Annotated in this window: 20 protein-coding genes; 3 read left to right on the plus strand and 17 right to left on the minus strand. The window is 28.6% G+C overall.

Annotated features, from left to right (window positions below; genetic code table 11):
* Nucleotides 1-16: 16 nt before the first annotated feature.
* Entirely contained in the window at nucleotides 17-559 is a 543-nt protein-coding gene (locus ABWP20_RS13595; RefSeq protein WP_353096491.1) for a hypothetical protein, read from the plus strand.
* 32 nt (nucleotides 560-591) lie between these two features.
* On the opposite strand, the gene ABWP20_RS13600 is transcribed toward ABWP20_RS13595, so the two are convergent.
* Nucleotides 592-1,152 (minus strand): DUF6648 family protein, encoded by a 561-nt coding sequence (locus ABWP20_RS13600; RefSeq protein WP_353096492.1) that lies wholly within the window; start codon nucleotides 1,150-1,152, stop codon nucleotides 592-594.
* A 31-nt stretch (nucleotides 1,153-1,183) separates the two neighbouring features.
* Entirely contained in the window at nucleotides 1,184-1,912 is a 729-nt protein-coding gene (locus ABWP20_RS13605) for a pseudouridine synthase (RefSeq protein WP_353096493.1), read from the minus strand.
* A gap of 129 nt (nucleotides 1,913-2,041) precedes the next feature.
* Here ABWP20_RS13605 and ABWP20_RS13610 point away from each other — a divergent pair, with 129 nt between their 5' ends.
* Nucleotides 2,042-2,209 (plus strand): DUF1540 domain-containing protein, encoded by a 168-nt coding sequence (locus tag ABWP20_RS13610; RefSeq protein WP_353096494.1) that lies wholly within the window; start codon nucleotides 2,042-2,044, stop codon nucleotides 2,207-2,209.
* A gap of 51 nt (nucleotides 2,210-2,260) precedes the next feature.
* Here ABWP20_RS13610 and ABWP20_RS13615 read toward each other — a convergent pair whose 3' ends face one another.
* The 14 genes from ABWP20_RS13615 to ABWP20_RS13680 form a co-directional block, all read right to left on the minus strand.
* Nucleotides 2,261-2,695, minus strand: coding sequence for a hypothetical protein (locus ABWP20_RS13615; protein ID WP_353096496.1), 435 nt, complete (start codon nucleotides 2,693-2,695; stop codon nucleotides 2,261-2,263).
* Nucleotides 2,696-2,794: 99 nt separating this feature from the next.
* Nucleotides 2,795-3,748 carry a tRNA modification radical SAM protein MnmL/YtqA gene (gene mnmL, locus ABWP20_RS13620; RefSeq protein WP_353096498.1) on the minus strand — a complete coding sequence of 318 codons (954 nt, stop codon included), beginning with the start codon at nucleotides 3,746-3,748 and terminating at the stop codon, nucleotides 2,795-2,797.
* Nucleotides 3,749-3,764: 16 nt separating this feature from the next.
* Nucleotides 3,765-4,586 (minus strand): HAD family hydrolase, encoded by an 822-nt coding sequence (locus ABWP20_RS13625; protein ID WP_353096499.1) that lies wholly within the window; start codon nucleotides 4,584-4,586, stop codon nucleotides 3,765-3,767.
* A 64-nt stretch (nucleotides 4,587-4,650) separates the two neighbouring features.
* Nucleotides 4,651-5,052 (minus strand): DUF1292 domain-containing protein, encoded by a 402-nt coding sequence (locus ABWP20_RS13630; protein ID WP_353096501.1) that lies wholly within the window; start codon nucleotides 5,050-5,052, stop codon nucleotides 4,651-4,653.
* Nucleotides 5,053-5,139: 87 nt separating this feature from the next.
* Nucleotides 5,140-6,594, minus strand: a complete 1,455-nt coding sequence (locus tag ABWP20_RS13635; RefSeq protein WP_353096502.1) for an aminoacyl-histidine dipeptidase — start codon at nucleotides 6,592-6,594, stop codon at nucleotides 5,140-5,142.
* Nucleotides 6,595-6,944: 350 nt separating this feature from the next.
* On the minus strand, nucleotides 6,945-7,430 hold the full coding sequence (gene nrdG / locus ABWP20_RS13640) for an anaerobic ribonucleoside-triphosphate reductase activating protein (RefSeq protein ID WP_353096504.1): 486 nt from the start codon (nucleotides 7,428-7,430) through the stop codon (nucleotides 6,945-6,947).
* 11 nt (nucleotides 7,431-7,441) lie between these two features.
* Complete coding sequence (locus ABWP20_RS13645) at nucleotides 7,442-9,769, minus strand: anaerobic ribonucleoside triphosphate reductase (RefSeq protein WP_353096505.1); 2,328 nt, start codon at nucleotides 9,767-9,769, stop codon at nucleotides 7,442-7,444.
* A gap of 111 nt (nucleotides 9,770-9,880) precedes the next feature.
* Nucleotides 9,881-10,756: a radical SAM/SPASM domain-containing protein gene (locus ABWP20_RS13650; protein ID WP_353096507.1), complete on the minus strand. Its 876-nt coding sequence runs from the start codon at nucleotides 10,754-10,756 to the stop codon at nucleotides 9,881-9,883.
* A 47-nt stretch (nucleotides 10,757-10,803) separates the two neighbouring features.
* Nucleotides 10,804-11,280: a peptide-methionine (S)-S-oxide reductase MsrA gene (msrA, locus tag ABWP20_RS13655; protein WP_353096508.1), complete on the minus strand. Its 477-nt coding sequence runs from the start codon at nucleotides 11,278-11,280 to the stop codon at nucleotides 10,804-10,806.
* 75 nt (nucleotides 11,281-11,355) lie between these two features.
* Nucleotides 11,356-13,113 (minus strand): DUF4153 domain-containing protein, encoded by a 1,758-nt coding sequence (locus ABWP20_RS13660; RefSeq protein ID WP_353096509.1) that lies wholly within the window; start codon nucleotides 13,111-13,113, stop codon nucleotides 11,356-11,358.
* Between the two features lie 73 nt (nucleotides 13,114-13,186).
* On the minus strand, nucleotides 13,187-14,533 hold the full coding sequence (locus ABWP20_RS13665; protein ID WP_353096510.1) for a GTP pyrophosphokinase: 1,347 nt from the start codon (nucleotides 14,531-14,533) through the stop codon (nucleotides 13,187-13,189).
* A gap of 948 nt (nucleotides 14,534-15,481) precedes the next feature.
* On the minus strand, nucleotides 15,482-16,231 hold the full coding sequence (locus ABWP20_RS13670; RefSeq protein ID WP_353096511.1) for a peptidylprolyl isomerase: 750 nt from the start codon (nucleotides 16,229-16,231) through the stop codon (nucleotides 15,482-15,484).
* A 125-nt stretch (nucleotides 16,232-16,356) separates the two neighbouring features.
* Nucleotides 16,357-16,554: a cold-shock protein gene (locus tag ABWP20_RS13675; RefSeq protein WP_094901600.1), complete on the minus strand. Its 198-nt coding sequence runs from the start codon at nucleotides 16,552-16,554 to the stop codon at nucleotides 16,357-16,359.
* Between the two features lie 240 nt (nucleotides 16,555-16,794).
* The gene (locus ABWP20_RS13680) at nucleotides 16,795-17,238 is read right to left on the minus strand and encodes a methylglyoxal synthase (protein ID WP_353096512.1); all 444 of its coding nucleotides are present in this window, start codon (nucleotides 17,236-17,238) and stop codon (nucleotides 16,795-16,797) included.
* A 198-nt stretch (nucleotides 17,239-17,436) separates the two neighbouring features.
* Here ABWP20_RS13680 and ABWP20_RS13685 point away from each other — a divergent pair, with 198 nt between their 5' ends.
* Nucleotides 17,437-17,946, plus strand: a complete 510-nt coding sequence (locus ABWP20_RS13685; RefSeq protein WP_353096513.1) for a hypothetical protein — start codon at nucleotides 17,437-17,439, stop codon at nucleotides 17,944-17,946.
* 198 nt (nucleotides 17,947-18,144) lie between these two features.
* Here ABWP20_RS13685 and ABWP20_RS13690 read toward each other — a convergent pair whose 3' ends face one another.
* On the minus strand, nucleotides 18,145-19,128 hold the full coding sequence (locus ABWP20_RS13690; RefSeq protein WP_353096514.1) for a hypothetical protein: 984 nt from the start codon (nucleotides 19,126-19,128) through the stop codon (nucleotides 18,145-18,147).
* Nucleotides 19,129-19,593: the final 465 nt, after the last annotated feature.

Here is a 19,593-nt window from a genome sequence, read left to right on the forward strand (position 1 = left end):
TTAGAGAGGTGAAAATATGAAAAATTTTTTTGAAGGATTAAAGGATTTCCTATATGACTCTGTGGATTACATAATAATGATTGGAATAGTAGGCATCGTAGTTTTAGTCATAGCCTGGAGACTTGACCTTCTATTTGCTAAAGATGCCCTAGATGTACCACCTAAAAATAATATTGTCGAAAATAATAAAGATAATAAAAACAATGAAAATAATAAACCTGATTCAATAGATGACAATCAAGAACAGACTGATAATAAACATACTGACAGTGCCCAAGATAATAATTCAGGAAATAATGATACTAAAACTCCACCACAAGATTCTAATAATCAAAATCAATCTAATGATGGTAAAATTGTTAAAATTACAATTCCTTCAGGCTCTCTACCATCTAAAATTGGAAGTATATTAGAATCAAATGGTCTTGTTAGTAAAACTGATTTTGTTCAAAAAGCTCAAGAGTTAAATCTAGACACTAAGCTTAAATCCGGTGATTATGAAATTAAAGTAGGTACTTCCGTAGAAGAAATAGTTAAATTAATTGCAGATAAAAAATAACAGTCTTTCTAAGAAAGACTGTTATTTTTTATCTAATAAGTTTCATTAATATATTCATCTATTAAAGACATCTTTTTTTCCTCTATGAATACTCCTTCTTTTTTAAGTATGTCTAACAGCCAAATAGCCTTAGAATGAAATATTGCCTCCTTATAATCAAGAAGAACAATTTCATAAAGTTTACCATTTAAAAGTTTAGAATTAACATTTATATAGTATGCTTCTACTCCTTTAAATCCTAAGTACTCCAGCAGGCTAAGAGCTGCTTTATCTTTTTCATGATAATAATTATTGCCCTTGTTTAGATAATAATTATAATATTTCTGATGTTTCTTAGTGTTTTTTACTTCCTTTGCCAACATATTAAAATATTTAGCCAAAACATTATAATATTGATAATTATACATTCCCATCTCATAGCTGTCTATCCTTAAAAAAGGCTTTAAATTCATTTTCCTTACTAAATTATAATTACATTCTAAAAACTGTTTTTTAGTTATATCTCCGTTTTCAAACTGGACTATTATAGCAGACCTATTGTCAAAAAACGTTTCAAAACTACCCCTTTTATTATAAAAATCCAAACTACACACCCTATCTAATTTTAATTTTAATTATATTATATCATATTACATAAGCCTTTAGTGCTTCTATCTCATTTTCTGTTAATTCCCTATATTCTCCAGGATTTAAGGCCTCATCTAAAACTAAGGGTCCCATAGACATTCTTTTTAAAAATAAAACCTTCATATCAATACTTTCAAACATTCTTTTTACTTGGTGAAATTTACCTTCATTAATAGTTAAATATACTTTAGAGATTATATTTGCATTTATTATCTCTAGATCTGCAGGTAAAGTTTTATATCCATCATCTAAAGTTATACCATCTTTAAAAGTTTCAATATACTTATCTTCCACAAACCCATCTACTTCAACATAATATTTTTTGTTAACACCTTTTTTTGGGGATAATAATTCATGTGCTAATTTCCCATCATTACTTATCATCAATAATCCCTCTGTATCCTTATCTAATCTTCCTACAGGAAAAGGTTTATAAATTAAATATTCTTCATCAAGCAGATCTATTACTGTTCTAGTTTTTGGATCGTTAGTAGATGAAACAAGACCCTGAGGTTTATTTAACATGATATATATGTACTCTCTATATAAAACTTCCTCGTTATTAAAATAAATCTCATCTTCATATGGATTTACCTTAAATTCATTATTTAAAATAATGGTATTATTTACCTTTACCTTTCCATCTTTTATAAATTTTTTTACATCTTTTCTGCTGCCATATCCCATATTGGAAAGTATTTTATCAAGCCTTTCTCTTTTTGCCATTTTATCACCTTTCTTATCTAATATAACTATTTTACCTTATTTTATCCTTTAATTAAACTATTATTTAGGTATAATAATTTGAAAATCAGCAAAACTAATACTGTAAAACTATTTTGAAAGGAGATAATTATGAATAACGAAAATATCACTCAAGGTGTAAAATGTGTAGTAAACACTTGTCACTATTATAAAGATGGCGACCTATGTACAGCTGGTCAAATTGAAATATTACCTAAAAATGCTACATCTTCTGAGGAAACAGATTGCGGTACATTCAAGCCAGATAGCATGAAATAGTAAAATTCAAACTATAAAAGGCAGAAATCCAAAAGATTTCTGCCTTTTATATTATAATGAGTATTCAGCCTCTAATTCTATACTATATTCCCTTAAATGTTCTGGGATTTCCTCCATAGTATAGTCAACATTTATAAAGAATTCTATTTCAAATTTCTCACTTATTATATTTAAATCATCTATTAATTTCTCTAAACTTGGTATATCCAATTTCATTATCTTATATATACTATCTACATAGATTTTTTCCACATCATAGTCCATGCCAATTAAGCCACACAAAAAGCCATAGAATGATTCAACATTTAATATATTGAATTCCATGGCATTAATTAATCTTACATTATAATTTAAAGTAAATATATGGTCGTCATCCACATCAATAAAAGCAATATTACCATTGCCTTCTTTCATATCTTTGTTGGCATTGTCAATTAACCATTTTGTCTTACCAGAACCTTTTTCACCTAAAATTAACTTAACCATGACTAACCACCTCTACCTTTCTTTTATTTATTATAATTATATAACTATATAATTATATATTCGACACGAATCTTTCTTTTCCTCTTTTATTTGACAAAATTATTCAAATTTCTTTATTCCTTTTCCATTTAAGTAATTAAATTTAATACCTTGTGTAGAATTTCTCAACTCCATAATAGATACTATCTCATCTCTAATTTTCCACCAAGATTCATTCCAATTTACAAATAATAAATTTTCCTCTGGAGCTCTCCCTATAATTCTCTGAATTACAATATTAGGATCTAGGTATTCTAAAAACAAGATAACTCTTTCCATATATTCTTCTTTAGATATTAAAAATATTTCTCCCTTTTTATAAAGATTCCCTAAAGCAGTACCATCTACAATATACAAAGCATGTAGTTTAACCTCTTCTATCCCTAAAGATGATAATATCTTCGCATTCTCAATTACATCAGCATCATCATCCCAAGGAAGATTTAAAATAATATGACTGCAGTTTCTTAAACCATATTTCTTAATCTTTATACTTGCATCTATATATTCTGCTAAAGTATGTCCTCTATTAATTTTCTTTAAAGTATGATAATTTACAGTTTGAAGTCCTAGTTCTATAATGATATCTATATTATAATCTTCTTTGACCTTAGATAAATATTCTAAATATCTATCATTAACACAATCAGGTCTAGTTGAAATGGATATACCAACAATATCATCTACTAAAGCCTCTTCTATACAATCTTTAAATTTTTCAAAAGGTAAATAAGTGTTTGTAAAATTTTGAAAATAAGCTATAAATTTTTTTGCCTTATACCTTCTTCCAATATACTCCTTGTTTATTTCCAACTGCTCCTTTATAGATATAGAAGATGACAGATTCTCAAAAGAACCACCTTCCTCTCCGCAAAAGATACATCCCCCCCTTCCAACAGTTCCATCCCTATTAGGACAGGTTAAAGGAAGGTTTATGGGTAGCTTATATACTTTCTCTCCATATTTATCATTTAAGTATTTGGAATAAGTATTATATACTGTTATCTGATTCAATATTTTCCTCCTTTCTTTAAATATTTAATACCCTTTTTAATTCAAATGCAACACCTGATTCATTATTATCTCTAGATGTAATTATCTTTGCTGAAGTTTTTACTAAAGAACTACCATTTTTCATGGCTATACCAAGACCTGAATTTTTTATCATTTCTATATCATTATTATCATCACCAATCGCAATTATTTCTTCAGGCTTAATATTTAGTCCCTTAGCATATTCTAGTAAACTAATCCACTTACTTCCTAGAGGATTCATTATTTCTAGCATAGTTTCTGCAAATTTTACATTCTCCATTATATGGATATTATAAGAACTAGAATATTTATTTTTTATATCCTCATAAAAAGGATAAATGGCAGCTTTAGAATCTCCATATACAATTGCCAATATTTTAGCATCCTCTATTTCCAAACAATCATTTACCTTTTTAAATCTATTATCTTTTTCTAAATAATTATGATAATCTTTGCCAGACTCAATTATCATATCAATACCTTCTTCATATCCATCTATATGAACAATTGGATTGAGGTTTCTCTTTCTCCCCTCCTCAACAACTATTCTAAAATCTTCCATATTAAGATATTTAGAAAATATAACTTTATCGTTTTCAGAATTCCTAACTATATTGCCATTATTAGCTAAAATAGTCATATGACTATCTATTTCCTTAGTTAATTCCTTTGCAGACCAATATCTTCGTCCAGTAGCAATTACTATTTCATATTTTCTTCTGATTAACTTATTAATTAACTCTAAATTTTCTTGTGGTATTGTTTTCATATCATCTAGCAATGTCCCATCTAAATCAATTGCTATTAACTTATACAATTGTCCTGCCCTCCTAAAGTTTGCAAAAAGCACTTCACCAAAACGGCAAAGTGCTCATATACAATTATTCCTCTTCTATTTCATCGTAGTTTTCATATTCTACAAAATCTTCTTCATCTAAAAACAAAGCTTCAAAAGCCTCTGATACAGTTCCAAACTCTTCTTCATTCTCAATAGGTAGTAGGTCAAACTCATCATCTTCATGCTCAATATATCTGTAAAGTAATACTTCTTCTTCTCCAATAGGTAATAACGCAATGTATTCAACATCTTCTACCTCAAATATTCCTAATACATTACATTCTAATTCGGTATCATCATCTAATGTAAGATAAATTACATCATTATCCATATCTTCGAATTCGAAATCTTCATACTCATGATCATCATTGCAGTCACATCCGCATCCGCATCCGCCGCAATGTTCATCATTGTATTCAAAAGTTTCATCTTTTTTATTATCCATTTTCATTCTCCTTTGCAATTATATTTAATTAATTATATGCTAATGATACCTTATTTAACTATATAAGTACATATATATTTTAGTAAATTATCGAATTCTTTCCAATGCTTTTAATAACAATTCATATGTCCTCTCCGTAGAAGAAATACTAAGTTTTTCTCCTGGAGCATGTACTCCATACATATTTGGTCCAAAGGATACCATGTCCATGTTACCAAACTTCTCTTTAAATAATCCACATTCAAGACCTGCATGAATAGCTGTAATAATTATATCTTTACCATATATATCTTTATAGGTTCCTTCAAAGACATCCCTTATATAAGAATCTTTGCTATACTCCCAAGCTGGATAGGAAGATAAGCTTTCCCACTTTGTTCCAATAGTTTCAGCTAATAATCTTATTTGATTTGAAATATAAGACTTTAATGTACCTAATGATGACCTAATGGATATTTCAATAGTTATTTCGTCTTCAATGGTATTTACAACACCTACATTATTGGAGCTTTCTACTAACCCGTCTATATCCATACTCATAGAGTGGACTCCGTTTGGTAACAGCATTAAAGAAGTAATTATTTTAGCTTTAGTCTCATTTGAAAACACCTTGTTTTCTTCACTATTTATTTTATTAAATTCTAATTTAATATCCTTATCAGAAGAATTTAGTTCAATCTTCAAATCCTTTTCCATATTAGAAACTATTAGTTTGGCCTCTTCTATATTATTCCCTGAAACAGCTACAATAGTCTTTGCATATCTAGGAATAGCATTAGATTTGGAACCACCTTCTATATAGCATAGGTCTATATCTATTTTTTTATCCATTGCTTCTAATACTCTTCCAATAATCTTATTGGCATTTCCTCTGCTTTTATCAATTTCCATACCTGAATGTCCGCCTTTTAAACCAGTGACTACTAATTCATATAATTCCCTATTAGGAGATAAATCATTCCATTGTACAGGAATAGTTATTATATTTCTCTCTCCTCCTGCACAACTTACAAGTATCTTACCTTCTTCTTCTGAATCTATATTAATTAAAATCTTGCCTTCTATATTACTTGGATCTAATGCCTCTGCTCCACTCATACCTGATTCCTCATTAGATGTAATAAGCACTTCTAATTCCGGATGAGGTATATCCTTTGATTCTAATATAGCCAAAGCTATGGCTACAGCAATACCATTATCAGCTCCAAGAGTAGTTTCCCTTGCAATAATATAGTCTCCATCTATCTCCATTTTAATTGGATCCTTTGAAAAATCATGATTCGAATCTTTCGTCTTTTCACCGACCATATCCATATGTCCTTGCAATACTATTATAGGACTGTTTTCATAACCCTTATAGGCTGGTTTTTTTATAATTACATTTAAGGCTTCATCTTGAATAACTTCTAATCCTAAATCTTTGCCTAAATTAACTAAATAATCACTTATCCTTTGTTCATCATAAGAGCATCGAGGTATTTTAGATATCTCTTCAAAATAATACATTACTCTGTCTGGTTTAAGACCTTCTAAAACTCTCATACTTATCATCCTTTCTATGCTTAATTCTAGATTCTTCATATTATTTCTAATTTCGTACAGCGTTATATTCTTTCAAATCAACAATTACTGATTATATACCAATCCCTTAACCCCTAAAATGGAATTAATAGTAATTCATCACTTTTCTGCATATGTCTAATCTATTTGTACAATCTATTAATATATCTACATTAGATATATTAGATTATTTGTCCTTTTAAGTTAAGCACTAACAATATTTACCCTTGATTCACATTTACTTATATTTCATTTCTGGAAATACTTCTTTACCTTATATTATCAGATATAGTATATTTTAACAACAAAATAATCTCATAAAAATCTATATATTATTGCTTATTTTTTATATCACCTAAATACTTTTTCACATCTATTATTCTTTGATTTGTTGATCCTCTAAATTGCAGCACCATGGATTTTTTAGATACTTCAAATTTACCATCTATTAATATGTCTGTCTGCAATAGTAGCTGTCTAAATTTTTTATTAGTAAGTATCTCTTCGAAGGTATATCCTGTATAGGTAACCACATTTAAGCCTAAATTTTTGACCCTTTTAGCTAAAACACTACATTCCACTGCCTGTTCAAAGGGATCCCCGCCACTAAGAGTGATTCCATCTAATAAAGGATTTTCTTTTATCATATTAACTATATCCTCTATATCTATTAACTTACCGCCACGAAAAGAATGAGTTTCTGGATTATGGCATCCAATACAATTATGATTACATCCCTGAGTAAATATTACTAATCTAATTCCTGGACCATCTACAATTGACTCCTCTTCTATTCCTGCTATTCTTATTTGCTCCATTTCATTACCCCTTACCTATTAGAACAAGAAAAATGTTTTACTCTATCTCTTTCTTCAGCTTTCTTCGCATCATTAAATCTATCGAGGGTACCTACTAAATATCCTGTTATACGACGAATTCTTTCAAATTTAACATTGCCTTCTTCTCTTCCGCATTGTGGACATATATCTCCAATTATTCCCGTATAGCCGCATATTGGATCTCTATCTATAGGATGGTTAATAGAACCATAGCCAATACCAGCTTCTTTCATAGCTCTAACTATCTTTTCAAAGGCTTCTAAATTATAAGAAGGGTCTCCATCCAATTCTATATAAGTTATATGTCCAGCATTAGTTAATTCATGATATGGTGCTTCTAGATTTATTTTATCTATAGCTTTGATCTTATAATAAACTGGAATATGGAAACTATTTGTATAATATTCTTTTGTAGTTACACCCTCTATCCCCCCAAATATTTCCCTATCTATCTTTACAAATCGTCCTGCCGTACCTTCAGCTGGAGTGCCTAATAAAGTAAAGTTCATCTTATACTGCTTGCTAATATCATCCATCCTATCTCTCATGTGTTTAACTATGGCTATACCTAGGATTTGTGCCTCCTTACTCTCGCCATGATGACTTCCTACTAAAGCTTTTAAGCACTCTGCTAATCCTATAAACCCAATGGATAACGTACCATGTTTCAGTACTTCCCTTATACTATCATCTTTAGATAGTTTATCTGAATCAATCCAAACTCCCTGTCCCATAAGGAATGGAAAATTGATTACCTTTTTACTTGCTTGTATTTCAAATCTCTCTATTAACTGCTCTATAACTAGATCTATAGTTTCATCTAATTGTTTATAAAATCCCTTTATATCCCCCCTATTTTGAATACCAAGTCTTGGAAGGTTTATAGTAGTGAAACTTAGATTTCCCCTACCACTTACAATTTCCCTAGATGGATCATAGACATTTCCTATTACCCTAGTTCTACATCCCATATATGCTACTTCTGTTTCTGGCTTGTCTTGTTTATAATATTTAAGATTAAATGGAGCATCTATAAATGAAAAATTAGGAAATAATCTTTTAGCACTTACTTTGCATGCCAATTTAAATAAATCATAATTTATATCTTCTTTATTATAGTTAACCCCTTCTTTTACTTTAAAAATCTGTATAGGAAATATTGGAGTTTCCCCATTTCCTAAGCCCTGTTCAGTAGTTAATAATAAATTTTTAATTACCATTCTGCCTTCTAAAGATGTATCTGTTCCATAATTAATTGAACTAAATGGAATTTGTGCTCCCGCTCTAGAATGCATAGTGTTTAGATTGTGAATTAGAGCCTCCATAGCTTGAAAAGTCTTTCTATCTGTATCCTTATAACTATTTCTTTCAGTGAACTTCTGTATTTTCTCAACCATTTCATCATCATTTAATAATTCTTTTAAATATTCAGCTTCTTTTCCTCTATATTCCTCATTACCTCCTAATGCAGGAACTAGGTTATATTCTTTTTCTAAAATTTTAAATACATTATTTAAATTATCATCTAGGTCAACATCACCAACTAATAATTCAATAGCTTTTCTTAAGTTTTGTCTATATAATTTAGTATAAGTTTTCTTCACACCTAATGCCATTCCATAATCAAAATTAGGTATAGATTGTCCTCCATGTTGGTCATTTTGATTGGATTGTATAGCAATACATGCTAAAGCTGAATATGATTGTATATCATTTGGCTCCCTCAAAAATCCATGTCCAGTACAAAATCCATCTTTAAATAGATCTACTATATCAATCTGACAACAAGTAGTAGTTAATGTAAGAAAATCTAAATCATGTATATGAATATCCCCTGATTTATGAGCTTTTGAATGATTTGGATTTAAAACAAATAAATCATAAAATTGTTTTGCAGATTCAGACCCGTATTTAAGCATAGTTCCCATGGCCGTATTTCCATCTATATTTGCATTTTCTCTTTTTATATCTACATCTTTAGCATCTTTAAATGTTAGGTCTTCAAATACCTTCATAAGCCTAGTATTCATTTCTCTTACTCTATTTCGTTCTGCCCTATATAATATGTATTCTTTAGCAGTCCTAGCATGACCTGACTCAATAAGAGTCTTCTCAACTATATCTTGTATATCTTCTACATCAGGTACCTTTCCTTGAAACTGCCCTTCCACAGAAGCCACTACTTTTTCTGCTAAATTCATAGATGTATTATAATCATGTCCTCCAGCAGCTTGAGCTGCTTTAAAAATCGCATTAGAAATCTTCTCAATATTAAAAGGAACCTCTCTTCCATCCCTCTTTTTTATTTTAGTAATCACTCTAAATCCCCCTTGTCTTTTATAAATACTATATATTGCTATACTATTTTAGCAAACCACTATATATTGTGTCAACCTTTTATGAAATAATTATTTTTTAAATTTTATTAATTAATTAAAACGAGTTCTAAACCCACATTTTCTACACATTTCTTCTGTAACAACTCTTTTGGAAAATCCATCATAAATATTTTCTGCCCTATGAGAAGTCAAAATTTCACCTAAATTCATTTCATATATATTGCCTAGGGATATCTTCCCTTCTCCATCTAAACAACAAGGTATTACTGTACCATCAACTAAAATCCCTATTTGATCTCTTAAACCATGACAATATCCCTTGTCACCAAAGTCTGGATTATTTAAATCTGGCCATATAAACCTCATGTCCTGATTTAAATATATTCTATTACCTAGCTTAATCCCTCTTTGAGGTGTTATTATGTCTTCAATTTTAAACTGAAGTTTAAATTCTTCTTCTATTCTTTTTAATATTTCTATATTCTTCTCTATTTTTTTATTAACTAAATTATCATCAGTTAAATTCCAAAGCCTTAATGCTATTATTAATGATTTGTCTTCTTCTGCTGAATTAATAAATTCAAATATATTATTTAAATAATCATCTTTTCCACTCATGCCATTATTTCCGTCAAGACTATGCAATGAAATATTAATTTGCCTAAGAGCTGGATGACCAATTAACTTTTCTTTAGCTTTAGAAAGTAAAGTACCGTTGGTGGTTATATTTACTTTAAATCCTTTATTATAAGATATATCTAATAATTCCTTTATATTTGGATGTAGGAGCGGTTCTCCCTTTACATGAAAATAAATGTAATCAGTAAATTCTTTTATTTCATCCAGTATATAAGAAAATTCAGAAATAGTAATAAACCTTTCCTCTCTATTAGTCTTTGGACAAAAATAGCACCTTAAATTACATTTATTTGTTATCTCTATATATACTTTTTTAAATCTTTTCATCATCTCAACTCCATATACATTAAAAGAATCCCCTAAGGGATTCCATTTTATTTGCTTAAATCTATATGACAATAACCACCTGGATTTTTTTTCAGATAATTTTGATGGTATTCCTCGGCATCATAGAAAGATTTCAACTTCATAATCTCTGTTACTATTGCTTTATTATATTTAGTTTTTTGTTCTTCTAGGGTTTTATTTATAGATTTTAAATCTTCATCATCTACATAATAGATTCCAGTTCTATATTGATTCCCTATATCTGGCCCTTGCCTGTTTAAAATAGTTGGGTCTATTATTTTCCAGAATTTATTTAATAGTTCTTCTAAAGAAATAATATTCTCATCATATTTTACATAGGTTGTTTCAGTATGTCCTGTAATCCCTGTACACACTTCTTTATAAGTTGGATCCTTTGTAGTTCCATTTGCATATCCAACTTTGGTCTCTACTACTCCATCAAGTCTTGACATATATTCCTGTACTCCCCAAAAACATCCACCAGCTAAATATATCTCTCTCATATTTACCTCCGTTTTTAATATCCAATAAATATTATACTTTATTTATTCTAAAAATAGAATTTATCTTTCATATTATTATTTATTACCAGTTAATAGAATAAAATCCACACTTTCAATGATTAAATTATTATCTCCTTCTACTCTTCCATTAATACTGGTGAATATAATTTTCAAATTCATATTTCCTTCAATATCAGGAACAGCAAATTCATAATACATATCATTATAATCTATTATATTTCTTTTTCCATCCTGTGCTTTAGCTTCTTGTTTATCATATATATCCTTTACAAATTGAAACATATCCTGCTCAAATATAATATTATCTTCTTTAGAAATAATCAAAGTATTTTTTGATTTATTACATTGGAAATTAAATCCATCAATCTCTTTCTTATTTTCATCCCATGAATTCATAGTTATATAATAATCATATCCCTTTATATCAATGGCATCTTCCCAATCAATACTATAATAAAAATACTTATTTTGCTCATATGATGAATAAGGGGCATATTTAAATCCCATTAAAGTCTCCATCTTATTTAAATCGAAATCTTTTGGCAGTATTTTTACATCCTGCAGCTCATGGTTTAAATTAAAATAACTTATTATATTACTTATTTCTCTTTTATCCTCTAAAGGTATTTCAATGTTTTTAACTATTTCTCCATTGTTCAACATATTGTTTCTAGATAATATATTTTCTAATCTTTTATTTTGACTAGACTTTGAAACAGCAAAACTACTTAAAGGTCCATATACTGAATTCAATATAATCAAAGATAAACTAATAGGTATAATAATATTTCTCAAAGGTTTTTTTAATGAAAAATATAGCATTATTCCCAACACCCATAGTCCAAGAAGCACTACATAATATCTATTCTCAGTTATTCCATATTGAGCTATTCTTTGATAAATAGACATAAACATCATAAAAAGTACAGGAAGTATTATTTTGGGAAATAAATCTTTAAACAATTTAGCTACCTTGTTTTCTTCTAATATGGGAGTTATCAAAAATATTACCCCAACAGATAACGTAGAATACCATAGTACTAAATGTGATACTAATCCTCTAGGCCATTGTCTTGTTATAAGTATCTTTCCAAAATAAACGTATAATATTGCCGTATATACAGTTATTAAAGGAATAACTATATAAATTAAAAGTATTTTTAAAGCCTTTGTATATTCAAAATTATGATATTCTTCCTCCATAGATGGCAATTTAGATAAGAATAAGGATACTGCAAATATTAACGATACTATTAAAAACATATAATAATAAATTTCTCCACGAATATTTGCATCGAACAGCCTATCTACAGTAAAGAGTATTGCTGATACACCAAAGTATAAAACAAATGAATATATAAATGTTATGACAAAACTGGACCATATATCCATTAAATAATATTCATAATTATTTTTCTTTCCAATCCTTTGTATATATATAAAGGATAATAAAAGAAATAACATAGTACCTAAATATCTAGCCATAGACACATTTCTATAGTCATCTATAAAATTAAAATAATATAATACTAAAAATCCAATTCCTATACCATATAATAATATTTGAATTGATTTATTTTCTTCAAAAAATTTCTCTATTAATAAACCGATACATAGGGATAAAGGAATTCCAAGTCCCATTACTAATTTTATTTTATTTAAGATTTCTATAGTGCCTATACTTAAATTAGCTTCATTTATATAAATTAGTAAAATGGCTAAAGCTGTAGAAACAGCTACTGTTATGGGAAATCTTCTAATACTTTTTCTTATACTCAATAAGGTTGACTTGATTTTTCCTCCAAATTTCATACCTTGATCTCCTCTCCATCTTATACTATATATTTACCCAATAAGAAAAAAAGTATTTGATTTTTCAAATACTTTAAAAATCATGAGCTAATATTGTATGTGATATCTTTTCTTTATTTTCTTTCCATTTCTCAAATGAACATATATCTGTAAAAAGTTTTCCAATATTATGATTTAGAGATTTAATACTACAATCGCTTAAAAAATCAACATCTATCTCTTTAGAAAATGCAGTAGCAATATCCTCCATTACACAATTGATTATCTCATCTTTCTCATTCTCTTCCATATTTTTATTTTCTAATATAAGCATTAGATTTTCATAAAATCTATACCTAATAAATATCATAAAGCCTTCAAAGTCTTCTGCATTATTACCTTCTTCTATCTCAAATATTATTCTGAAAAATAAATTCCATCTAAAATCCTTATTGATTATTTCTAGAATACTATTTCCAATTTTTCTCGTAAAATCATCATTGAAAAAAATCTCTCTTTCAAAATTTATATACCTATTGAAAGATATATCATTTTTTCCTATATCATTTAATCTATTTAATATCCTAAGAAAGTTTACACTATAATTTTCTGACTCCTCTGGTCCGCCCTTCATAAAAATATAGTTTACAATTACATCTGTAGACTTTTTGAAATCTACAACAAATCCTATTTCTTGTCTTATCTTAACTATATAAATATCATGGATAATCTTTGACAATAATGCCTGTAATTGTACCTTCTTGTTTAAAGCATTACTTGCATCCATTCCATTCAAATGATTATATACAAGCATTAGTTGTCTATCAATCATAGACAAGTTATCTTTTATGGAAGACATAATATCCCTAAAAAAGTCCTCAGTTAGCATATAATTAAAGTTTTTATATAATATTCTATGGTCTATTTCTCCCCAAAAAACATTTACCAAAGATTTTATCTGAAGTTCAAAATTAATGCAACTACCATCTTTGCAATACTTACCATCAATCTTATATATTTCAAATCCATTTTTTTGTTTCTGAGGTTGTTTTTCCTCTAATTGCAGCATAATATTTGAGTTAAGATGGTTAGTATAAAATCCATTTTCACATTTTATCTCAAATAAATTCACAATATCTTTATAAATCTTGTTTTCATCTTCGATAAATCTACATTCAATCCTAAAACCTATTAAATCCGATAAATTATTCAGTAAGTTTTCTGGTGTTTTATATTTTATGTAGAAATTATGTCGTAATATTTTTTCCCTTAGGCTCTCTGGAGATTTTATCCTATAGTTTACATTTAAAAAATGATCCTTTATAAAAAAACTATCAGTAAAAAACTTTTCTAATGAATTAGCTACATTTTCTATACTTTCCTTTCTCTCTTCTATAAGTTCTAAGGTTTCATCTATAAAGTCGAATAATTCGAGTTTCATTATCTATCCCCCTAGGATTTTTTGTATATAATATATACCTATTTAATTATATCATATATTTTATAATATTAGTCCATAAAAAAAGAGAAACCATATGGATTTCTCCTAAGCAAATTTATCAATCGAGTAGGAGGAAAATAATTATTTTATTTTCCGTCCTCTCACACCACCATACGTACCGTTCGGTATACGGCGGTTCATTAAGACAATCCAAATTTAATATACTGCGAAGATAAACTTTTAAAACCATGATTAATCAATCTTTGATTAGTTATGGTTTTATTTAATATGTAGCTATTGGATATTCTCCAGTAACCTTTCCTTGTATTCGCAAACTTCCATGCTATATCTCTTGGAACACCTAATTTCATTAGGTTTCGCCCACGAGTTTTAACACTGTTTACCTTGAGTTTCCAACTCTACTTCCACAAGGTAGTCCAAATCTTTGGTTTTCTGTATTCTTTTCATGTTTGTTGAGACTGCCAAACTTACTCACTTCCTTAATGTTCAGCCCTTCCAAAGTTATTCATGACTAACTTTGTACTATGGCTTCTGCTGGCTTCTGCTGACTTCTGATAGTTCATCCATACATCACTGCATGGGTTATCATTTAGATGTTTTATCTTTTAATGATGTATCTATCAGACCTCTTAAGGCTAAGAGTATACACTTTCACTCCATATATCTGCTACATTTACTTTCCCTGTCTCGGATAGTTTAGGACTTTGGTTTGTATTGCAACCTCATCCACAGAGTTAAGCCTCAAATGTAGTTCGTATACCTCAGACCAGAGTTTCGCCGCTGACTTCCTTCAGATTCCACCTCACGATGGACACCCTTGTCTTAAGCTAACGGTTGGCACTATCAACCCCCGTATCGGACTTGCACCGACTAGTTTATGCCCATGTTGGGCGCACAATAAAAAAAGAGAGGCTTACTGCCTCTCTATTACATATTGTTTACTGTTTCATATTTTTGTTTTAATTCATTTGCCTTATTTATATAAACATCCTGTTGCTTCATACCAAGTACTTGTTGAGATATTTGACCTTTAACTTCGTCAAATGTACTTAAAGATTCTTCATTTTTAGCTGTCAATTTGATTATATGGTATCCAAATTGAGTTTTTACTGGCTCTGAAATAGTATCTACTTCCATATTGAAAGCAGCAGTTTCAAACTCTGGAACCATTTGTCCTTTAGTAAATTCACCTAAACTCCCTCCTTGTTCCTTAGAAGGACAAGAAGAATATTTTTGTGCAGCTTCTTCAAAGGAAAGTCCTTTATTTATCTCATCTATAATATCTTTAGCCTTGTCTTCACTATCTACTAGAATATGACTAGCAGCTACAGACTCAGGTTTTCTAAAGTTTTCTTTATTTTCGTTATAAAATTCTAATATTTCACCTTCTGTTACTTTAACTTCAGATAAAATATTTCGTAATGCATATTGTTTAAGTAAACCTTCTTTTAATCTATCTAATTCCTTAGTAAAAGCTTCCTCTTTATCTAGTCCTCTATCTAAAGCGTCAAGATACATTAATTCCTGATTTACTAATTCATCTACTACTCTTTTTATACCATCTGGGGATTGAAATTGCATTGCCATTTGAGGTCCCAAATCATTAAGAAATTTAAGTACAGTATCTTCAGTTATTTCTTTACCATTTACTACTGCAAGAACTCTTTTTTCGCTCATATGTATTCTCCTTTTATTTGAATTTTAAAACTCAATCTCTAATAAATTATCATATAGATTTTTTGCTGTCAATAATCGAAAACCTCTTAAAGATATATCTTTAAGAGGTTGTAAGTATCCATTGACTATAGAATAGTGATATTTTCAGCTTGTAGACCTTTAGCGCCTTCTACAACGTTGAATTCAACTTCTTGACCTTCTTCTAAAGTTTTGAATCCTTCTTTATTGATTTGTGAGAAGTGAGCAAATACATCGTTTCCTTCTTCTGTAGTAATAAATCCAAATCCTTTTTCTGCATTAAACCATTTTACTGTACCTTTCATTGCATATACCTCCGAAATTTTATTTCTTTAATTCTTTGTAAAAATACCAACAATAAAATTTCTTTACTATATGCAGATAAATCTCTGTACCCATAGAAATTATTGTGTATTGATTATTTACTTCCGAATTAAAGCTACAACTTAATCTTAACATACTATAAAGTAGATTGCAACTATATTTTATATCTTTTTGACAAATTCAATCCCTAATTTACATTAATAGCTTAATAATTTTAAAAATTATCTTGATATTCTCAAATCAGAATAATCAATTATTTCTCTTATATATTCTTCATCCATTAATGGAGAAGATAATATATAATCTGCTGATGCCCTGTTAGTAGCTATAGGGATATCATATAAAACAGCAATTCTAAGCAAAGCTTTTATATCTGGGTCATGAGGCTGAGCTTCCAACGGATCCCAAAAGAAAATTACCATATCAATTTTGCCTTCAACAATACGAGCTCCAATTTGCTGATCTCCACCTAAAGGACCAGATTTAAAAGCCTTTACTGGTAGTTCTGTACTTTCAGCTATTCGCTTTGAAGTAGTTCCTGTACCACATAAAAAATGTTTTGATAATATATCTTTATTTTCTTTTACCCAATTTATTAAATCTTCTTTTTTATTATCATGGGCAATAAGAGCTATGTTTTTCTGCTTTTCCATTTTTATTTTCATCATTTGAACCTCCAAGATTTAAATACATTTAATATTAACATTAATTTTTTTAATATTTTTTATATAATATAGCTATTTTACCATTAATTTGGGTAAAATTATATAGAATAATTTATTTCACTATTTTTTAGTATTATCATAAATGATGTAATCTTTACATCTAATTAACAAAATTCAATGGATAAAGGAGCATTTCAAATGAACGCAATGATTCAAAAGTATGTAACACAAGAATTTATGACTGAAGCAGAAAGAAACTATATTGAAGAAGCTATTAATAAAAAAGAGTCCATTATTGTATCTGGACATAGGTCTGCTGGCATAAGACCATTAATGGCTACACTAATGGCAGTAGCTAAAGGTAAATTTAAATCAGTTCAGGTTAAAGGCTTTGATGATTTAAATAATGATGTTGAATATTTTCTTATACCAGGTTTAGAAAATCTAGATTTTGAAAAATTAATTGGCGAAGCTATGGTAAAGCCAAATACATCATTTATATCTCTAAAAGAGCCGGAACATCCATATTCAATTCTTAAACTATTGAGAGATGTTTATAAGGAAACAGGAGATACCTCCAAGGTATATCACCTTATAGAATGTGCTAAGATCGATAATGTACCAAAATTAACTAAGATTACAAAGATGCATTTAGATGAAAAGGGTAAAATAATAAAATCAGATTTTAAAGAATCGGGTAGGAGGTAAATAATTAATTTACTTCCCGACCTCCCCATGTAAGAACAACAACCTTCCTCCCATGTAACTGCCACATTTACTGTATAGAGTTCGGGTAGTATTGGACTTTCACCACCAAGTTGTTGCCCATACTAAGCACACATAAAAAGAGCCTGTAGAATAATAATCAGGCTCTAATGATATATAAATATTATTTAGTTGCTATAATTAATCTCTATAATTAATCTCCCTAAAATTAAATCTTACACGATTAGAGAAAGATTCTGTTATTGCTTTTTGTCTATCATCAAAATTTATTGTATAGTAAGGTGCATAATTATTAAGATGTTCTATAGCAAGTGCAAGTATACTTTTATCATTATCAAATACTCTAGGATAACTAGATTCTATTTTTCCATAATCTTGGGTACAGTCATATGCCTTTCCTTCATATTTTAAAATATATGAGGTAAAAAGAGATGTATCTCTTTTTATAAGTTTAAAGCAATTCGTTGGTCTTTTATTATCTTTTTTTTCGCCAATAGTAACCTCTTTAGTTTCAAATTCAAAGTATTCGGTTTGTACCATATCTTCAGCATTACATTCAATTTCATCTATAGAATAAGCATCTAAAATAACTCCTGCTGCAGTTTTAAGTACATTATATATTGGTTCCTTAAATTCTAACCCTGCATCAATTATCAGAGCTAAAGCATTTATCTTATCTAAATTCATTTTCTTTTTGATTAAAGGAGTTATCTTTCTCTTTTCATATGAAGTTTCTATAACTTCGCATTCATATTTAGAATTTGGTATTACATAAGCTGAATTAAAAAATTCATTTTCTAAAATGGTTTCCTCTTCAAAAGCTCGAAGATATAAATATTTAATTGCATCTTCTCCAAAGAATTGTCTTATGATATTTCCATCTTCATCATAATAAGTAACTCCTTTTATCTTTAAGTCACTATATTCAACCTTAACATCCTCATCACCATTAAAAGACTTCTTTATATTACGCTCAAGCGAGCTATTCCCAATATAATCTTCATCAACAATTTCCAACTTATAAAACTCTTTTACTTTCTCTTCCATTTCCTCAATGGATAAATTGAATCCTGATTCAGAAACAGCTAAAGTGCTTATGCTTCCAATACAAACAACTAACATTATTACCAAAACAAAAAATATATTCTTAAATACCTTTTTCATTAATATTTCCCCTTTTTAACTATAATAAGAACGTCTCTATAACAAAAATAGTAATAAGAGAAGCGCATGTAACAGAAATGAAGGCAATGATCATTTTGTATAATTTAATTTTAGGATTATATAAGTAATCCTTTGCAAATGGCCCTGTGTCAAAGTGCTTCGTTTTTCTATTTACAAAGTAAGATATTAAATGATTAAAAAATAAAGATAATGATATTAAGATTACTCCTGCTATTATTTTTCCCCATTCCATTTAGCTCTTCTCCTTTAAACAAAATTTGTAATTGATTTACTATTTTCAAAATTCAACTACATTTCAACCTTTATATCATAAGTATTTTAAATATAGTTTTATATAATTATATTATTCATAACTCTTATAAATCAATATATTTATTATTAATTCTAATTTAACCTGTTGTGCTAGTTAAAAATTACAAATATAAAAACTCCAGCAATTATGTT

The sequence above is a fragment of the Tissierella praeacuta genome (assembly GCF_040396155.1).
Classification (GTDB): domain Bacteria; phylum Bacillota; class Clostridia; order Tissierellales; family Tissierellaceae; genus Tissierella; species Tissierella praeacuta_A.